Source organism: Plantactinospora sonchi (assembly GCF_036422035.1).
Classification (GTDB): Bacteria; Actinomycetota; Actinomycetes; order Mycobacteriales; family Micromonosporaceae; genus Plantactinospora; species Plantactinospora sonchi.
In genome coordinates this window covers 34,929-52,524 of record NZ_JAZGQK010000037.1, presented here as the reverse complement: position 1 = coordinate 52,524, position 17,596 = coordinate 34,929, and the positions used below count along the sequence as shown (strand labels likewise).

General features: G+C 71.9%; 19 protein-coding genes and 1 riboswitch. Of the genes, 15 read left to right on the top strand and 4 right to left on the bottom strand.

The window, feature by feature from the left end; genetic code table 11:
* Window positions 1-11: 11 nt before the first annotated feature.
* The 8 genes from V1633_RS33550 to V1633_RS33515 all read left to right on the top strand — a co-directional run bounded on the left by V1633_RS33550 (window position 12) and on the right by V1633_RS33515 (window position 7,523).
* Window positions 12-1,406, top strand: a complete 1,395-nt coding sequence (locus tag V1633_RS33550) for a serine hydrolase domain-containing protein (protein WP_407952156.1) — start codon at window positions 12-14, stop codon at window positions 1,404-1,406.
* Window positions 1,407-1,602: 196 nt separating this feature from the next.
* A complete protein-coding gene (locus tag V1633_RS33545; protein WP_331218313.1) occupies window positions 1,603-2,661 on the top strand; it encodes a PhoH family protein in 1,059 nt (352 codons plus the stop codon).
* A gap of 21 nt (window positions 2,662-2,682) precedes the next feature.
* Entirely contained in the window at window positions 2,683-3,150 is a 468-nt protein-coding gene (ybeY, locus tag V1633_RS33540; protein WP_331218312.1) for an rRNA maturation RNase YbeY, read from the top strand.
* On the top strand, window positions 3,150-4,649 hold the full coding sequence (locus V1633_RS33535) for a hemolysin family protein (RefSeq protein ID WP_331218311.1): 1,500 nt from the start codon (window positions 3,150-3,152) through the stop codon (window positions 4,647-4,649). The genes ybeY and V1633_RS33535 overlap by 1 nt, the downstream gene beginning before the upstream one ends.
* A complete protein-coding gene (locus tag V1633_RS33530; RefSeq protein ID WP_331218310.1) occupies window positions 4,642-5,016 on the top strand; it encodes a cytidine deaminase in 375 nt (124 codons plus the stop codon). Before V1633_RS33535 ends, V1633_RS33530 begins: the two co-directional genes overlap by 8 nt.
* Entirely contained in the window at window positions 5,013-5,915 is a 903-nt protein-coding gene (gene era / locus V1633_RS33525) for a GTPase Era (protein ID WP_331218309.1), read from the top strand. Before V1633_RS33530 ends, era begins: the two co-directional genes overlap by 4 nt.
* A 71-nt stretch (window positions 5,916-5,986) precedes the next feature.
* The gene (locus V1633_RS33520; protein WP_331218308.1) at window positions 5,987-6,826 is read left to right on the top strand and encodes an NAD-dependent epimerase/dehydratase family protein; all 840 of its coding nucleotides are present in this window, start codon (window positions 5,987-5,989) and stop codon (window positions 6,824-6,826) included.
* Window positions 6,827-6,866: 40 nt separating this feature from the next.
* Complete coding sequence (locus tag V1633_RS33515; RefSeq protein WP_331218307.1) at window positions 6,867-7,523, top strand: MOSC domain-containing protein; 657 nt, start codon at window positions 6,867-6,869, stop codon at window positions 7,521-7,523.
* Window positions 7,524-7,554: 31 nt separating this feature from the next.
* On the opposite strand, the gene V1633_RS33510 is transcribed toward V1633_RS33515, so the two are convergent.
* Window positions 7,555-8,334 carry a DUF4097 family beta strand repeat-containing protein gene (locus V1633_RS33510; protein WP_331218306.1) on the bottom strand — a complete coding sequence of 260 codons (780 nt, stop codon included), beginning with the start codon at window positions 8,332-8,334 and terminating at the stop codon, window positions 7,555-7,557.
* 238 nt (window positions 8,335-8,572) lie between these two features.
* Between V1633_RS33510 and recO the strand changes: the two genes are divergently transcribed.
* The 4 genes from recO to V1633_RS33490 all read left to right on the top strand — a co-directional run bounded on the left by recO (window position 8,573) and on the right by V1633_RS33490 (window position 11,726).
* Window positions 8,573-9,373 carry a DNA repair protein RecO gene (gene recO / locus V1633_RS33505; RefSeq protein WP_331218305.1) on the top strand — a complete coding sequence of 267 codons (801 nt, stop codon included), beginning with the start codon at window positions 8,573-8,575 and terminating at the stop codon, window positions 9,371-9,373.
* Window positions 9,374-9,381: 8 nt separating this feature from the next.
* Window positions 9,382-10,194 carry an isoprenyl transferase gene (locus tag V1633_RS33500; RefSeq protein WP_331218368.1) on the top strand — a complete coding sequence of 271 codons (813 nt, stop codon included), beginning with the start codon at window positions 9,382-9,384 and terminating at the stop codon, window positions 10,192-10,194.
* 261 nt (window positions 10,195-10,455) lie between these two features.
* Window positions 10,456-10,743 (top strand): hypothetical protein, encoded by a 288-nt coding sequence (locus V1633_RS33495; protein ID WP_331218304.1) that lies wholly within the window; start codon window positions 10,456-10,458, stop codon window positions 10,741-10,743.
* A gap of 128 nt (window positions 10,744-10,871) precedes the next feature.
* Window positions 10,872-11,726 (top strand): phosphotransferase family protein, encoded by an 855-nt coding sequence (locus V1633_RS33490; protein ID WP_331213753.1) that lies wholly within the window; start codon window positions 10,872-10,874, stop codon window positions 11,724-11,726.
* Window positions 11,727-11,759: 33 nt separating this feature from the next.
* Here the strand turns inward: V1633_RS33490 and V1633_RS33485 are convergent, their stop codons facing one another.
* From V1633_RS33485 to V1633_RS33475, 3 genes are read right to left on the bottom strand one after another with little or no spacing between them, the layout of a single operon-like run.
* Entirely contained in the window at window positions 11,760-12,560 is an 801-nt protein-coding gene (locus V1633_RS33485; protein ID WP_331213754.1) for an energy-coupling factor transporter transmembrane component T family protein, read from the bottom strand.
* Window positions 12,557-14,059, bottom strand: a complete 1,503-nt coding sequence (locus V1633_RS33480) for an ABC transporter ATP-binding protein (protein WP_331213755.1) — start codon at window positions 14,057-14,059, stop codon at window positions 12,557-12,559. Before V1633_RS33480 ends, V1633_RS33485 begins: the two co-directional genes overlap by 4 nt.
* A 36-nt stretch (window positions 14,060-14,095) precedes the next feature.
* On the bottom strand, window positions 14,096-14,686 hold the full coding sequence (locus V1633_RS33475) for an ECF transporter S component (RefSeq protein ID WP_331213756.1): 591 nt from the start codon (window positions 14,684-14,686) through the stop codon (window positions 14,096-14,098).
* A 79-nt stretch (window positions 14,687-14,765) separates the two neighbouring features.
* Window positions 14,766-14,874: riboswitch (TPP riboswitch) on the bottom strand.
* Window positions 14,875-14,938: 64 nt separating this feature from the next.
* Between V1633_RS33475 and V1633_RS33470 the strand changes: the two genes are divergently transcribed.
* From V1633_RS33470 to V1633_RS33460, 3 genes are all read left to right on the top strand, one after another.
* Window positions 14,939-15,766: an alpha/beta fold hydrolase gene (locus V1633_RS33470; RefSeq protein ID WP_331213757.1), complete on the top strand. Its 828-nt coding sequence runs from the start codon at window positions 14,939-14,941 to the stop codon at window positions 15,764-15,766.
* A gap of 73 nt (window positions 15,767-15,839) precedes the next feature.
* Complete coding sequence (locus V1633_RS33465; protein WP_331213758.1) at window positions 15,840-16,589, top strand: SIS domain-containing protein; 750 nt, start codon at window positions 15,840-15,842, stop codon at window positions 16,587-16,589.
* A 258-nt stretch (window positions 16,590-16,847) separates the two neighbouring features.
* Window positions 16,848-17,360, top strand: coding sequence for a DUF6328 family protein (locus V1633_RS33460; RefSeq protein WP_331213759.1), 513 nt, complete (start codon window positions 16,848-16,850; stop codon window positions 17,358-17,360).
* The last annotated feature ends 236 nt before the right edge of the window (window positions 17,361-17,596 follow it).

Genomic DNA, 17,596 nt, shown 5'->3' with positions numbered 1-17,596 from the left:
GCGTGACCGGGATGACTCGGCGGTACGAGCGGATGGTCCGGCAGGCACAGGCGGAGTCCCGGATACCCGCGGTCTCCGCCGCGCTGCACCGGGCGGACCGGCCGCTCTGGACCTGCACGGTCGGCGCGACCGGCAACGACAGCCCGCTGAGCGCGCGGACCGCCTTCCGGATCGGCTCCGTCACCAAGACCTTCACCGCCGTCCTCGTCCTGCAGTGTCGCGACCACGGCCTGCTCGACCTCGACGACCCGATCTCGGCACACCTGGACGTCCCCGCCCACGGGGAACTCACCGTACGTCGGCTGCTGTCGCACACCTCCGGGGTGCAACGTGAGCCGTACGGCGACATCTGGGACACCCTGCACACCCCGGACGTGACGGAACTCCTCGCCGACCTGGCCCGGGCCGAGCGGGTCCTGCCGCCGGCCCGCCGCTTCCACTACTCCAACCTCGGCGTCGCCCTGCTCGGCCAGGCCGCCGCCCGGTTGCGGGGCGGCACCTGGGCCGAGGTCCTCGCCGACCGGATCCTGCGGCCACTCGGACTCGCCGACACCAGCCTCGCCCCGCCACCGGCCGCGGCGACCGGGTTCCTGGTCGACGCGTACTCCGACCACGCCCGGCCGGAGCCGAACACCGACCTCGGCGCGCTCGGGCCTGCGGCCCAGCTCTGGAGCACCGCCTCGGACATGGCGCGGTGGGCGGCGTTCCTGGCCGACCCGGCGACGGTCGACCCGGACGGCACGGTGCTGGGCCCGGGCACCCTCGACGAGATGCGCTGGCCGGCGACCACCACCGACGAGGCGGTCTGGTCCGCCGGTTTCGGGCTCGGCCTGATCCTGGTGCCGCAGAGCGCGCCGACCGGTTCGCGTTCGGCCGGCGGCGAGCGGATCAGCCACGTCGGGCACGACGGCGCGATGCCGGGCTTCCTGGCCAGCGTCTACGGCCGGCGCGGCGGTGCCGGCAGCCCGGCGGCGCTGGGCTGCGCGGTCTTCGGCTCCTCCGGCACCGGCACCGCGGTCAACGAACTCAGCCACCAGCTGCTCGCCGCCTCGGCCGAGGACGACCCGGCCGACATCGCGCCGTGGACCCCGGGCGAGCCGGCGCCGGAGGCGTACCGGGGGCTGCTCGGCCGCTGGTGGGGCGAGGGTTTCGAGTACGTCTTCAGCTGGCGGGACGGCACCCTGCGGGCCCGGGGCGCCGACGACCCGGCGGGCCGGCCGCCGGCGGTCTTCGAACCCCTCCCGGACCGCCCCGACGTGCTGCGGACGGTCTCCGGTCGGGAGGTCGGTGAACTCCTCCGCCTCACCCGCGACGACCAGGGGAATGTGATCCTGATGCACTGGGCGACCTACCGGTTCACCCGCCACCAGGAGACGTTCGACCGTTTCGACTTCCGCCAGGTGTAAGGAAGGGCCCCTTATTATCGTTTTCGGTGTAGGAAGGGCCCCCTGTTAACACCCGACACAGCTGACCGCCCCGGCGGAAATGGGCGGCGTGCCGGCGGTGTTGAACAGATACGATGACGGTAACGTCCGCACGCCGCGCCGCCTGGGCGCGGCATCGAGATCGAGAGCAGGTGGCACAGGGCCGCGGGCCCGACCCATGACCGGTACCCCACCCCCCGGGCAGCCCCGGGTGCAGACCAGGATCACGGTCCCTGACCCCAAGATCATGGTTAATCTGCTCGGCGCGGGCGACGAGATCCTGCGACTGATCGAGCGGTCGATCACCAGTGACGTGCATGTCCGGGGCAACGAGATCACCGTCACCGGTGCCCCCGGCGACAATGCCTTCGCGGAGCGCCTCTTCACCGAGCTGCTCGAGCTGATCGAGAAAGGCGAGACCCTGACCACCGACGCCGTGCGGCGTACCCTCGGCATGATCGAGCAGGGCGGCGCAGAGCGCCCGGCCGAGGTGCTGACGCTCAACATCCTGTCCCGGCGCGGACGGACCATCCGGCCCAAGACCCTCGGCCAGAAGCGGTACGTCGACGCGATCGACCAGAACACCATCATCTTCGGCATCGGCCCCGCCGGTACCGGCAAGACGTACCTCGCGATGGCGAAGGCCGTCCAGGCGCTGCAGGCCAAGCAGGTCAACCGGATCATCCTGACCCGCCCGGCGGTCGAGGCCGGCGAGCGGCTCGGCTTCCTGCCCGGCACCCTGTCCGAGAAGATCGACCCGTACCTGCGGCCGCTCTACGACGCGCTGCACGACATGCTCGACCCCGAGTCGATCCCGAAGCTGATGGCCGCCGGGACGATCGAGGTCGCGCCGCTGGCGTACATGCGGGGCAGGACGCTCAACGACGCGTTCATCATCCTCGACGAGGCGCAGAACACCACGCCCGAGCAGATGAAGATGTTCCTCACCCGACTGGGCTTCGGCTCCAAGATCGTGGTCACCGGTGACGTCACCCAGGTCGACCTGCCCGGCGGGACGACCAGCGGGCTGCGCGCCGTACGGGAGATCCTGGACGGCGTCGAGGACGTGCACTTCGCCCAGCTCTCCAGCTCCGACGTCGTACGGCACCGGCTGGTGAGTGAGATCGTGGACGCGTACGCCCGCTGGGACGCCGAGCGGGAGTCTCAGCAGGGCCAGGGCGTGCACGCCGTGCCGGGCCGTACCGCCCACGGCGGCCGGGCCGGCCGCCGCCGCTGACGCAGCAGAGGAAAGAACCAGTTGTCCATCGAGATCGCCAATGAGTCGGGTACGACCGTCGACACCGACGCGGTGCTCGCCGTCGCCCGGTACGCCCTCGACGAGATGGGGGTGAACTCCCTGGCCGAACTGTCGGTGCTGCTCGTCGACGTCGACTACATGACCGAACTCAACCACCGCTGGATGGGTGGGGACGGGCCCACCGACGTACTCGCCTTCCCCATGGACGAGGGCAGCGTCGACCACGGGCCGGGCGAGGTGAACGGCGGTGAGCCGGCGCTGCTCGGCGACATCGTGCTCTGCCCGGAGGTCGCCGCCAAGCAGGCCGCCACCGCCGGGCACTCGCCCGCCGACGAACTGCACCTGTTGACCGTGCACGGTGTGCTGCACCTGCTCGGCTACGACCACGCCGAGCCGGAGGAGGAGCGGGAGATGTTCGGACTGCAGGCCCGCCTCCTCGACGGCTGGCGCGCGACCCGGGCGCACTGATGCCCGGTCACTTAGCCACCCTGGCCGACGCGGTGGGCGTACCGTCCATCCCGCTGGCCGAGGCCGGTTCTGCCGCGGCCGGTCTGCCCGACCTCCAACTGATCTTCTTCGCCGCCGCCCTGGTGGTGCTCGCCGGGATCTTCGCGATGGCGGACGCGGCACTCGGCGCCGTCTCCCCGGCCCAGGCCGGTGAACTCGCCCGGGACGGCGTACGCGGGGCCCGTACCCTGCAGATCGTCGCCGCCGACGCGGCCCGGCACATCAACCTGCTGCTGTTGCTGCGTCTGCTCTGCGAGCTGACCGCGACCGTGCTGGTCGCGCTGGTCGCGGTCGACACCTTCGGTGCTGGCGTGACGGCCGCGCTGGTCACCGCCGGCGCGATGACCGTGGTCAGCTTCGTGGTGGTCGGTGTCGCGCCGCGCACCATCGGCAGGCAGCACGCGTACGCGGTCGGCCGGGCCACCGCGCCGGTGGTCCGCTGGCTGGGGCGGGTGCTGAACCCGCTCGCCTCGCTGCTGATCCTGATCGGCAACGCGGTGACCCCCGGCCGGGGGTTCCGGGAGGGTCCGTTCGCCACCCAGGTGGAACTGCGCGAACTGGTCGACCTGGCCGAGCAGCGTGGGGTGGTGGAGCACGGCGAACGACAGATGATCCACTCGGTCTTCGCGCTCGGCGACACCATCGTCCGCGAGGTGATGGTGCCGCGTACCGAGATGGTCTGGATCGAGACGAACAAGACGCTGTCCCAGGCGCTGGTGCTCTTCCTCCGGTCCGGGTTCTCCCGGATCCCGGTGATCGGCGACAGCGTTGACGACGTGCTCGGCGTGCTCTACCTCAAGGACGTGATCCGGCAGACCCAGGGCGGCGACCCGGACGGCGAGGAGCGGTCGGTGGCCGAGGTCATGCGCGCGGCGACCTTCGTACCCGAGTCGAAGCCGGTCGACGACCTGCTCTCCGAGATGCAGGCGGCCCGGACCCACATGGTGATCGTCGTCGACGAGTACGGCGGCACCGGGGGCCTGGTCACCATCGAGGACATCCTGGAGGAGATCGTCGGCGAGATCACCGACGAGTACGACGTCGAGCGGCCGCCGGTCGAGCGGCTCGACGACAACGAGGTCCGGGTCACCGCCCGACTGCCGGTCGAGACTCTCGGCGAGCTGTTCGACGTCGAACTGCCGGCCGACGAGGTGGAGACCGTCGGCGGACTCCTCGCCCAGGCGCTCGGCCGGGTGCCGATCCCCGGCGCCGAGGCGGAGGTGGGTGGACTCCGGCTGCTCGCCGAGGGCACCACCGGCCGGCGCAACCACATCGACTCCGTACTGGTCCGCCGGGTGACCGGGACCGACGACCGCGACCACGACCGCGCGCGGGACGGCGACCGGGAGCGGAATGGCGACCCGGACCACCCGACCCGTACCGACCCCGATTTCCGGGCCGCACAGCCGACCCGGGAGGAGCACTCCCGGTCTGAGGAGAGGCAACCCGCTGATGCCTGAGTCGTCCGCCGCCCCGACCGCCCCGGTGGCCGTCGAGCTGAGCGCCGAGGACAACAAACTGGTGATCCTGGCCAGGGGAGCCCGGGCCAGGATCGGTGCGGTCGAGGGTGCGGCCGTCCGCGACCAGGACGGGCGCACCTATGCCGCGGCCAGCGTGTCGCTGCCGTCGCTGACCATCACCGCGCTGCAGTTGGCGGTCGCCTCGGCGGTCGCCGCCGGTGCCACCCGGCTGGAGGCCGGCGCGGTGGTCACCGAGGCGTCGACGCTGGACGGGGCCGGCCACGCCGCCGTCCGTGACCTGGCGACCGACGCCCCCATCCACGTGGCGGCCCCGGACGGCACCGTGCTCGGCACGGTGGTCGAGTGACGGCGAACCGCCAGGCAGGCGACGACTACCGGGCAGGCTTCGCCTGTTTTGTCGGCCGTCCGAACGCCGGGAAGTCGACGCTGACCAACGCCATCGTCGGCCAGAAGATCGCCATCACCTCCAACAAGCCGCAGACCACCCGGCACGTGATCCGGGCCGTCCTGCACCGACCCGACTCGCAGTTGGTCCTGGTGGACACACCCGGCCTGCACCGTCCCCGTACGCTGCTCGGCGAGCGGCTCAACGACCTGGTCCGGCAGACCTGGAGCGAGGTCGACGTGATCGGTCTCTGCATCCCGGCCGACGAGCCGATCGGCCGTGGTGACCGGTTCATCACCGGCGAGCTCGCCGAACTCAAGGCCAAGGTGCTGGCGGTGGTGACCAAGACCGACCTGGTCGACCGGAAGCGGTTGGCCGAGCAGCTGCTCGCGGTCAGTGAGCTGGGGGAGTTCGCCGACGTGGTGCCGGTCAGCGCGGTCTCCGGCTACCAGGTCGAGACCCTGGTCGAGGTGATGACCGGCTATCTGCCGCCGTCGCCGCAGCTCTACCCGGACGACATGCTCACCGACGAGCCCGAACAGGTCCTGGTCGCCGAGCTGATCCGGGAAGCGGCGCTGGAGGGCGTCCGCGACGAGTTGCCACACTCGATCGCCGTGGTGGTCGAGGAGATGATCTCCGAGGGCCGGCTGATCAAGATCTACGCCGACGTGTACGTCGAGCGGAGCAGTCAGAAGGCCATCGTGATCGGTGCCCGGGGTTCCCGGCTCAAGGATGTCGGCACCCGGGCCCGGCAGCAGATCGAGGAGCTGCTCGGCAGTCGGATCTATCTCGACCTGCATGTGCGGGTGGCGAAGGACTGGCAGCGGGATCCGAAGCAGCTTCGTAAGCTCGGCTTCTGAGTCGTCCGACCGTCAGAATCTCCTTGTGGCCCACCGGGGTGGGGCCGTCGTCGGGGCGAAGGGTGGTTGACGTGCCGGAACGGGTGTTGGTCACGGGGTCGGGCGGCCGGATCGGCGGATATCTGCGGCCGCGGCTCGCCGCCGCGGACCGGATCCTGCGCCTGCTCGACGTCGTCGACCAGGAGCCGGCCGGTCCGGATGAGCGGGTGGAGCTGGTCCGGGCCGACCTGGCCGACCCGGCGGCGCTGGCGGCGGCCTGTGCCGGAGTGGACGCGGTGGTGCACCTCGCCGCGATCCCCACCGAGGACGCCTGGGACACGCTGCTGGCGGTGAACGTGATCGGCACCCGGAACGTGCTGGAGGCGGCCCGGGCGGCGGGGGTACGCCGGGTCGTGCTGGCCTCCTCGATCCACGCCGCGGGTTTCTACCGCCAGCCCGGCAGCAGCCCGGAACCGGCCGGGGTGCCGGCGCCGACCGGCCCAGACGGGGTGCCGTCCGGGGTGCCGCCCCGGCCGGACTCCTACTACGGCTGGACCAAGGCCGCGGTCGAGTCGCTCGGCAGCCTCTATGCGGACCGGTTCGGGATGACGGTCTTCGCACTGCGGATCGGTGCCTGCTTCCCGGAGCCGCCCGGACTACGTGGACTGGACGGCTGGCTCTCCCCGGACGACTGCGCCCGGCTGGTCGACGCCTGTCTGGGTACGGACGCGACCGGGTTCCGGGTGCTCTGGGGGGTCAGTCGGAACACCCGCCGGTGGTGGTCGCTGGCCGAGGGTCGCGAGATCGGGTACGAGCCGGTCGACGACGCCGAGCCGTACGCCGACCGGGCGCGGCCGCTGGCCGAGGAACTGGGCACGATCGGGCTGCTCGGGGCGCAGTTCAGCAGATATTCGCTCGGCGAGCGGCACTGAACCGCGTACCGTCCCGCCAGGGGCAGGGAGGAGCGTGCGGATGAGCAGGATCCTGTCGGTCAACCTCGCCGTACCGGAGCCGAACACCGCCAAGGCGGTCGGCGTCACCGGCATCAACAAGCGCCCGGTCGACGGGCCGGTGCCGGTCCGGGCGCCGGGCCCGAAGACCACCGGTCTCGGCAGCGGCCTGGTCGGGGACCAGATCTTCGACATGGCCCACCACGGCGGCGACGACCAGGCGGCGTACGCGTACGCCCGGGAGGACTACGACTGGTGGGAGGCGGAACTCGGCCGCGACCTGCCCGGCGGGATCTTCGGCGAGAACCTGACCACGACCGGGGTCGACGTGAACGGCGCGCTCATCGGCGAGCGGTGGCGGATCGGTGCCGAGCTGCTGCTGCAGGTGACGTTCGCCCGGATCCCGTGTGCCACGTTCCAGCTCAAGATGGCCGAACCGCAGTGGATCAAGCGGTTCACCCGGGAGGCCCGGCCCGGAGCGTACCTGCGGGTCGTGGAGCCGGGCGAGGTCCGGGCCGGTGACCAGGTGACCGTGGTGCACCGCCCCGACCACGGGGTGAGTGTCGCCGAGGGCTTCCGCGCCTGGACGCTCGAACCGGAACTGCTGCCCCGACTGCTGGAGGTGCCGGAGGCGCCGGAGGGTGTGCGGGAGAAGGTCCGGCAGCGGCTGGCCGGCTGACCACGCCCCGCCGGTCCGTCGGGCGGTCCGCTCAGCGCTGCTGAATGGTGATGTCGCCGCTGCCGGTGCTCGCGTCGAGCACCGCCGTCGCGTCCGGGGCGTTCGGCACCTCGCTGTGGGCGTTCCCCGAGCCGGTGGCGGTCCGGACCTGGTAGCCGCCAGCGGGTACGGACAGCGTGACCGACCCGCTCGACGCCCGGGCCTCGACCGAGGCGGCCGTCGACAGGGTCAGCGTGATGTTTCCGGAGCCCGTCTCCGCCTGCACCTTCCCGGCCCCCAGTTCGCGTCCCTCGATGTCGCCCGACGTGGCCCGCGCCGCCACGGCTCCCGGCAGCCGGGCGAGGGTGATGTCGCCGGACCCGGTCTCGGCCCGGACCGCCCCGGTCGCCCCGGAGACGGCCACGTCACCGGAGCCGACCGTGAAGTCGACCACCGCCACGTCGGTCAACGAGACGTCGCCGGAGCCGTTCTCGCCGCGTACCGCCACGCCGGCCGGGGCCAGGATGTCGTACGACACGCTGCAGGCGCGACCACACTCGATGTCGATGAACAGCGTGCTGCCCTCGATCCGGTAGGTGTGCTGCTCAGGGTTTCCGCTGCGGTACCGGATCACCCGTCGGACCTCGACGTCGGCGACCGGGCCGGTCCGGACCACCAGGTCACCGGAGCCCGGGGCGACCCGGATCTCGGTGATCTTGACACGTTCGGTGTCGCTGAACTCCAGCTGTCGCTCGGCGAGCGGCTCACATCCGACCAGACCTGCCAGCAGGACAATCGCGGCGGCGCCGGTGAGGGGCCGAAGAAGTCGCATGCCAGCAACCTATGTCCGGTCCGGCCTGGAAAACATCCGGGAAGCCCCACCATCCGGATCGGGGTAGCACCCTGATCCGGCCTCGGGGTGGGCCGACACCGGCCCGGATAACGCGACCGGGCCGTGACCGGCCGCGACGGTCGGGCCGGGCAGGGAACAGCCGGTCGGGCCGGGTAGCGAACAGCACCTCGGGCCGGGTAGGGAACAGTCGGTCGGGCGGGCAGGGAACAATGGTCGGATGCCCGGGTACCGCCGCCAGCTCTACCGCGACGACGCGGTGGTGCTCCGCGCGCAGAAGCTCGGCGAGTCGGACCGGATCATCACCCTGCTGACCCGCCGGCACGGCCGGCTCCGGGCGGTCGCCCGGGGCGTACGGCGGACCATGTCGCGGTTCGGCGCCAGGCTGGAGCCGTTCGGTCACGTCGACCTGCAGTTGGCCGGCGACCCGAAGGGCGAGCAGGGCAGTTCCCTGCACAGCATCAGCCAGGTCGAGGGCATCCAGCTGTACGGCAAGCGTCTTGTCGACGACTATCCGCGCTACACGGCGGCCAGCGCGATCGTGGAGACGGCCGAACGCCTCACCCCGGTGGAGCGGGAGCCGTCGTTGCGGCTGTTCCAGCTGACCCTGGGCGGCCTGCGGGCACTCGCCGACGGGGAGCACGCCAGCACCCTGGTGCTCGACGCGTACCTGTTGCGGGGGATGGCGCTGGCCGGTTGGGCACCGGCCCTGGTCGCCTGTGCCGTCTGCGGCACACCGGGGCGGCACGGCGCGTTCTCCGTACCGGCCGGGGGGTGTGTCTGCCCGGACTGCCGACCGCCCGGCGCCGCCCATCCGGCACCCGCCACGATCGAGCTGATGACCGCGCTCACGTCCGGCGACTGGCGGATCGCCGACGTCGCCGAGCCGGCGCACCGCCGGGAGTGCAGTGGTCTGGTGGCGGCGCACCTGCAGTGGCACCTGGAGCGGGGGTTACGCTCTTTGCCGCTGGTCGACAGAGGGTCGAGCGGTGCACGGGACGGAACGAAGGAAGCACAGTGAACCGAGCGATGAGCCGGGGATTACGTCGGCAACCCAGTCCACCGACTCCGCATCCGTCCGGTGCCCGCCCGCCCGCGCTGCCGTCCGAGGCGCTGCCCCGACACGTGGCCATCGTGATGGACGGCAACGGCCGGTGGGCCAAGGAGCGGGGTCTGCCCCGGACCAAGGGGCACGAGCAGGGTGAATACTCGCTCTTCGACACCATCGAGGGCGCCATCGAACTCGGCATCCCCTATCTGACGGCGTACGCGTTCTCCACGGAGAACTGGCGGCGCTCGCCAGAGGAGGTCCGCTTCCTGATGGGCTTCAACCGGGACGTCATCCGGCGTCGCCGGGACCAGTTGGTCGACCTCGGGGTACGGGTGGTCTGGTCCGGCCGGGCCGGTCGGCTCTGGAAGAGCGTGATCTCGGAGCTGCAGACGGCTGAGGAGATGTCCCAGGGCAACTCGACGCTGACCCTCCAGTTCTGCGTGAACTACGGCGGTCAGGCCGAGATCGCCGACGCCGCCGCCGCGATCGCCCGGGACGTCGCCGCCGGCCGGGTCGATCCGGGCAAGGTGAACGAGAAGATGATCGCCCGGTACCTCTACCACCCCGAGGTGCCGGAGGTCGACCTGTTCCTGCGTCCCTCGGGCGAGCAGCGGACCTCCAACTTCATGCTCTGGCAGAGCGCGTACGCCGAGCTGATCTTCCTCGACACGCTCTGGCCCGACTTCGACCGTCGGCACCTCTGGTACGCCTGCGAGTTGTACGCGCAGCGCGACCGTCGATTCGGTGGCGCGCTGCCGAACCCGGTCGCCCCGGAGCCGTCCCGGATCTGACCCGGTCGTCGGCGGACTGGAGACAGCCGGTCGGTTCGCGGAGAAAATATGCTGCGCCGGCCGGTCCGACCGGTTACTGTCGTGGCATGCGTAACTGACGCCCCTTCATCCAGCCGGACCCGCGCCTCCGCGCGTGGTCTGTGCGCTCCGGGCGTCCGCATTCCTGCCGTTTCGGCATCCTCTGGACACAGGACCTTCCCGGGGCCCCTTTCCCGTCGTTGCACCGCCGCAGGGTGGTCCTGACCAACGAGGAGGCGCCGTATGGCTGCCAAGCGAAAGACCAGGAGTGGGCGGAAATCCGCCGCCGGCAGCAAGCCGTCCGGCAGGGAACTGGCCGGCAAGGAACTGACCGGCTCCGACGAGGGCACGGTGACGGCCGACAGTCCGACCGTTGACGGGTCGGAGCTGCCGGCCGTGGCGAGGCCCACCGCCGGCCGGCCGGTCGCGCCGACCACCGGACCGGTTCCCCGCGGCGGCGCGGGCTTCTCCGGGGTCGGACGCGGCCAGGGGGCGGGTTCGGCCCGCCGCTACGCCTTCCGGCGTAGCTGACCCCGGACAGCACGGACCTGCCCGGGAGGCCGGCACCGGATCGGTGCCGGCCTCCCGGGTCAGCCAGGTCGGATGACGGTCCGGACCGGACGTCCGGTGTCTGGCACAGCCTGGGGATGATGTCCCACATGGACGAGATCCGTGATCTGGTGGCGGCGCATCTGCCCGGGTACGTGCCCCGGACGGTCGTCCTGCTGGGCGAGGGCGCCGACAACGTCGCGTACGAGGTCAACGACGAGTTGGTCGTGCGGCTCGTCAGGAGGGCCGAGGACGCCGCCGAGGTGGCGCGGGAGGCGCGGCTGTTGACCGCCGTCGCCGGGGTCTCCCCGCTGCCCGTACCGGTGCCGGCGTTCGCCGTCCCCGAGTTGGGCTGCCTGGCCTACGTGAAACTGCGTGGTCGTCCGCTGCTTGAGCTTTCGCCGTCGTGGCGCTCGGCGCATCGGGAGTCGGTCGGCGCCATGGTCGGAGAACTCCTCGCCGCGCTCCATACGACCGGCACCGAACGACTCGCGGCGGTGGCCGTGCCGGACGACTCACCGCCGGAAGAGTGGCTGGCGGAGGCGGGCGACCACTACGAGGCGGTGTCGGCGCGGGTGCCGGAGATCCACCGTGCCGCCATCGAGGCGTTCGTGGCCACCGCACCGCCGTCCGGCGGGTACCCCCTGGTCTTCTCCCACAACGACCTGGGCATCGAGCATCTGCTCGTCGATCCCGTGCACGGCACGGTGACCGGCGTCATCGACTGGGGCGACGCGGCGTTCGTCGACCCGGCCTACGACTTCGGTCTGCTCTACCGCGACCTCGGTCCGGTCGCGCTGGACGCGGCCCTGTGCCGCTACCATGCCGATGACGCGGCGCTACGGCAGCGCGCTGTCTTCTACGCCCGGTGTTCGGTTATCGAGGACCTCGCGTACGGGCTGGAGACCGACGACCTCCGCTACGTCGACAAGTCGCTGGCCGCGCTCGACTGGTTGTTCCGGTGAGCCGTGACGGCTCGCCGGCGGTCTGCCACGGGCTCAGCCGATCAGCGGCCGGTACGTGCCGAGTACCACGCTGGTCGCGAGGATGGCTGCGGCGAGTACCACCGCCCCGACGACCAGGACGGTGTCCGCCCCGGTGAAGTGTTGTCGCCGGGCCGACGTACGCGGGACGCCGGAGTCGAAGCCGCGGGCGTCCATCGCGGTGGCCAACCGGGTGCCCCGCCGGATCGCCCCGACCAGCAGCGTGAACGCCGTCGAGCCGAAGAGCCGCAGCCGGGCCAGCGGGTTGCGCCCGGCGTCCACGCCCCGGGCCCGCCGGGCCATGCTGATCATCCGCCATTCCATCCCGAGCAGCGGCACCAGCCGGAACGCGGCCAGGGCGCCGATCGCGAACCTCGGTGGGGCCTTGGCGTTCTGCACCAGCGCGTCGGCGAGATCGGTCGGGTCGGTGGTGGCGAAGACCAGTACCCCGGGCAGCGCGACCGCGATCACCCGCAGCGCCAGCCCCAGGCCGGTACCGAGCACCCCGGTGGTGACCAGCAGCGGACCGGCGGAGACGAGGACGTCACCGGTCCGCTCGGCGGCGAAGAGCAGCATCGTGACCAGGACGCCGAGCGCGCTGAACAGCAGTGGCCAGGCACGTCGGGCAAGCAGTCGGTAGGAGACGCCGAACAGCGGCGCGGCCAGCAGTTCCACCGCGATGGCCAGGGACGGGACGAGCGGGTCGAGGGTGGCGAGCAGCGGCACCGAGAAGAGCAGCGCGGCGGCGAGCTTCGCCACCGGGTTACGTCGGGCCAGCGGCGCGGCGGGCGCGGTGACCATCGGGTACGGGATCATCCCGACACCGGCCGCGGATCGTCCGTCGGCACCGTCGGTGCCGGATCGCCGTCCCTGCGCACCGTCGGCGCGGCGGTTGGCGCCGCATCAGCACCGAGCCGCCACGTCCGGTCGGCCAGGGCGGTGACAAAGTCCGCGTCGTGGGTGACCGCGACGACGCCGTGCCCGGTGTCGCGCAGCCCGGCGAGCAGCTCGACCAGCTCCAGCCAGGTCCGCCGGTCCTGGCCGAACGTCGGCTCGTCCAGGATCAGCAGCCGGGGCGCGGTGGCCAGCGCGGTCGCCACGCTGAGCCGCCGCGCCTGCCCACCGGAGAGGGTGTACGGGTTGGCGGCGGCCAACTGGTCCAGCCGGAGCCGGGAGAGCAACTCGTCCACGGTGGACGACACCTCGGCCTCGGAACGGCCGGCCCGACGTGGGCCGAGCGCCAGTTCCGCCCGTACCGTGCCGGTGACGAACTGGTGCTCCGGATCCTGGAAGACCGAACCGATCCGTTGCGCCAGCACCGGTGCCCGCCAGCGGTGCGGTGGGCTGTCCGCGTACCGGCCGGCGAGTGCCGGGGTCGCCCGGAGGGTGCCGGTGCCGGGCTTGAGCAGACCGCCGAGGAGCAGGGCGAGGGTCGACTTGCCGGCGCCGTTCGGTCCGAGCACGGCGAGCGCCTCGCCGGCGCGTACGGTCAGGTCGGCCGGGGCCAGCCGCGGTGGCAGGCCGAGCCGCTCGGCGGTGAGCAGCACCTCCCCGGCCGGGGAGGTGGACCGGCGGGGCGCCGGCGGCGGACCGGGCACCCAGACCCCGGCGGCGGCCAGCTCGGCCCCGTGCGTCGCGAACACCTCGGCCGGCGGCCCGTCGGCCCGGACCCCGCCACCCGGTTCCAGCACGACGACCCGGTCGACCAGCGGCAGCGCCTCCGCCACCCGGTGCTCGACCAGGATCAGCGTGGTGTCGGCGTCCAGTGCGGCGCCGATCGCGCCTCGGACCAGGGCGGCGCCCGCCGGATCCAGGTTGGCGGTCGGCTCGTCGAGCAGCAGCAGTCCCGGGCGCAGGGCGAGCACCCCGGCCAGGGCGAGCCGTTGCTGCTCACCGCCGGAGAGTGCGCTGGTGGACCGGTCCGGCCGGTACGGGAAGCCGACCCGGTCCAGGGCCTCGGCGACCCGGGGCCAGATCTCCGCCGCCGGAACTCCCCGGTTCTCCAGGCCGAACGCCACGTCGTCACCGGCCCGGGCCATCACCAGTTGGGTCTGCGGGTCCTGGAAGACGACGCCGACCCGCTCCCGGGCCTTGCGCGGGTCCAGCCCGTCGATCTCGACGCTGCCGGCCTGCTCACCGGAGTCCTCGGCGAGCAGGCCGGCGAGTGCCGCCAGCAGGGTGCTCTTGCCGGCCCCGGAGGCCCCGAGCAGCAGGACCCGCTCACCGTGCTCGATCCGCAGGTCGACGTCACGGACCGCCCAGGCCCGGCGTCCGGCGTGCCGCCAGCCGAAGCCGCGCAGCTCGACCGCGCTCACCGTGACACCGTCCGCTCCGTCATCGGGTGGCCCTGCTCAGACCGGGGCCCGGTCCCGGCCGGCCGGGAAACGGTCCAGTACGCCGGTCTGGGCCAACGCCCGGGTCAGCGCCCAGCCGCCGACGCCGGCGATGATCGCCGAGCTGACCACGGTGATGACAAAGACCGGCAGCCGGAACGAGGCGAAGTCGCTCTCCGAGTAGTAGCGGATCTGGTCGAAGATCGCGGCGGCGAGCCCGGCCAGGGCGCCGGAGAGCACCGCGACCGGCAGCCGGAACAGGCGGTAGCCGAAGGCCAGGAAGGCCAGTTCGGCGCCGACACCCTGGAAGAGGCCCTGGAGGACGGCCATCGTGCCCCACTGGCTGCCGAGCATCACCGAGACGAACGCGGCGAGGAACTCGCAGTACAGAGCCGCGCCCGGCTTGCGGATCACCAGGCCGCCGAGCACCCCCGGCACCAGCCAGACGCCGTAGATGACCGCCTGGGCCGGCGGAAAGAAGGTGAAGGCGCCCTCGGTGGCGCCCCAGACCAGGTTCCAGGCCCAGAAGATGACGCCGAAGGCGACCGCGATGACCGAGGCGACGACGATGTCGACGGTCCGCCATCCGGTGCTGCCGGACTCTTTCATGGGTGATGCCTCCCAGTCGCTTGGCGATCCAGGGGCGGAACGCACGCCACGGTCCGGGTGGGCCCGGACCGTGGCGTGGCTGGAGACTCGACCGAACTCCCTGCGCTGGCATTACCCAGATCAGGTTCGAGGGTCTGCGGGCGTGTCTGCCCGCACTCTCAGCGCTGCGCGCTCCCCTGTCGGATGTGCAGTTGTTTCGCGAACGCTAGCACCGGATCCGTCCGCGCCGATAGCCACGACTAGGGTCGGGTCATGCGGATCACCGTCCGGGACCTGACCTTCGACCTGCACACCGGTGGCCCGGCGGACGGCGAGCCCGTCCTGCTGCTGCACGGTTTCCCCCAGCGTGGCGCGCAATGGGACGACCTGCTGCCGGCCCTGCACGCGGCGGGGCTGCGCAGCCTCGTCCTGGACCAGCGGGGCTACTCGCCGCAGGCGCGGCCGACCGAGGTCGCGGCGTACCAGCTGACCGAACTGGTCGCCGACGCGGTGGCGGTGCTCGACGCGCTCGACCTGCCCGCGGCGCACGTGGTGGGGCACGACTGGGGTGCGGCGGTCGCCTGGCGGCTCGCCGCCGACCACCAGGACCGGGTCCGTACCCTGACCGCGGTCTCCGTACCGCATCCGACCGCCTTCGCACGGGCGATCGCGGAGGACCCGGACCAGCGGTCCCGCTCGGCGTACATGCAGCTCTTCCGGGAGACCGGCAAGGCCGAGCACGTCCTGCTCGCCGACGGGGCGGCGGTGCTGCGTCGGGTGCTCAGCGGCCTGCCCGAGGACCGGATCGACCGGTACGTCGCGCCGCTGCGCGAGCCCGGTGCGCTGACCGCCGCGTTGAACTGGTACCGGGCGATGTCGACGGAGGGCCTGGCCAAGACCGGGCCGGTGGTGGTGCCGACCACGTTCGTCTGGGGCGACGCCGACGTGGCGGTGGGTCCGGTCGCGGCCCGGAACTGCGCCGACCACGTCACCGGCGACTACCGCTTCGTACCGCTGGCCGGGATCGGGCACTGGGTACCGGAGGAGGCGACGGAGGCGCTCGCCGACGCCGTACTGTCCCGGATACTCGGCACACGGTGAGCCCTCGGGGGCCGGGCATGGCATCGTCGACACGGACCGCATGATCGACAGTGGGGCGAAGGGACGTGGACAGGTGACACTGAGCGCGGAGGGCTACCTGGAGGTCGTGACCGGGCTGATGACCCGGGTGGCGGCGGGGCAGCGGGACAACGTACGCCGGGCGGCCGACCTGGTCACCACGGCGCTCCGGGCCGGCGGCGTGGTGCACGCGTTCGGCACCGGCCACTCGGAGGCGCTCTCGATGGAGATCGCCGGCCGGGCCGGTGGACTGGTCCCGACGAACCGGATCGCCCTGCGTGACCTGGTGCTGTACGGCGGTGCGCCGGCGGACATCCTCGGCCCGACCCTCGAACGTGACCCCACGGTGGCCCGTCGGCTGCTGGAACTGGCTCCGGTCCAGCCGCCGGACATCTTCGTGATCGCCTCCAACTCGGGCGTGAACGGCACGATCGTCGAGTTCGCCGCCCTGGTGAAGGAGCGTGGACACGCGCTGATCGCGATCACCTCGGCGGAGCACTCGGCCGGCGTACCGTCCCGGCATCCCTCCGGGCGCAGGCTCGGTGACCTGGCCGACGTGGTGCTGGACAACGGTGCCCCGTACGGCGACGCGACGTTGCCGCTGCCCGGTGGCGGCGCGGTCGGCGCCGTCTCGTCGATCACCGCCGCGCTGCTCGCCCAGCAGATCACCGTCGAGGTGGTGGCCCGGCTGATCGAGGCGGGGGAGACACCACCGGTCTACCTGTCGGCCAACATCCCTACCGGCGACGAGCACAACAAGGTGCTGGAGGCCCGGTACGCGGGCCGGATCCGGCGCGGCTCCTGACCGGTGGAGCCCGAGGTCGGGGACGGGGTGGGGCCCGAACCCGAGGTAGCGAACCCGTCTGTCGTGATCCGGCCGGCGGCCGTCGGCCGGATCGGGCGCGGCAGGGGCGCCACCTGAACCGGAATCGATGGCGACGTCGGGACGTCCGGGCCGAAGCATGACGAACCGGACTCGCGTTTCGGGTACGTCGATGCGGGGCACACTGCTCCGCACTCGATTCCGACGAACGGGTGTGGCGGTGGCAGCGGAGGTGGCTGGGTGAGTGTCGAGACCGAGAAGCAGCGCTGGCAGCGCAACTTCACCGACCTGCTCCAGGAGCTGCGGGTGGCGCAGACCGGTGTCCAGATCCTTTTCGCGTTTCTGCTCACCCTGCCGTTCAGCAACGGTTTTCCCCGGGCCACCGAGTTCCAGAAGGACACGTACATCGTCGCGTTGATCGCCGCGGCCGCCGCGACCGCGTTGATCATCTCTCCGGTCGCGTTCCACCGGGCGCTTTTCCGGCAGGGGCGCAAGCCGGAGCTGGTCCGGTTCGCCCATGCCGTGGCAACCGGTGGTCTGGCCTTCATGTTGATCGCGATGGTCAGCTCGGTGCTGCTGATCACGGACTTCGTCCTGCCCCGAGGGGTGGCGCTGGTGCTCAGTGGGCTGACCGGCGCATGGTTCCTGACCTTCTGGGTCGGGCTGCCGTGGCTGCGTCGGAACTGGGGTGAGCCCGACGACGAGGAGGGCGAGGGCGAGTTTCCCGACCGGGACGAGGTGGTCGGGGCCTGAGAACGGCTCGCGGCGCCCCGTGGTCCACCCCGCCCGTCGGCGCGTCGCGACCGGTTCCGCCCGCCAATCGACCGTGGACGAGACTGCCAACACTCCGAAGTATTGAAGTACTACGCTCCGCGATCCATACTGGACAGTATCCAACCTCGTATGATCTGGTTCTCTCCATTGACCGATCATCCGAGGTATCGCAGGTGGGCGTCGTCTATTCGATCATCGTCATCCTGAGCTCCGCG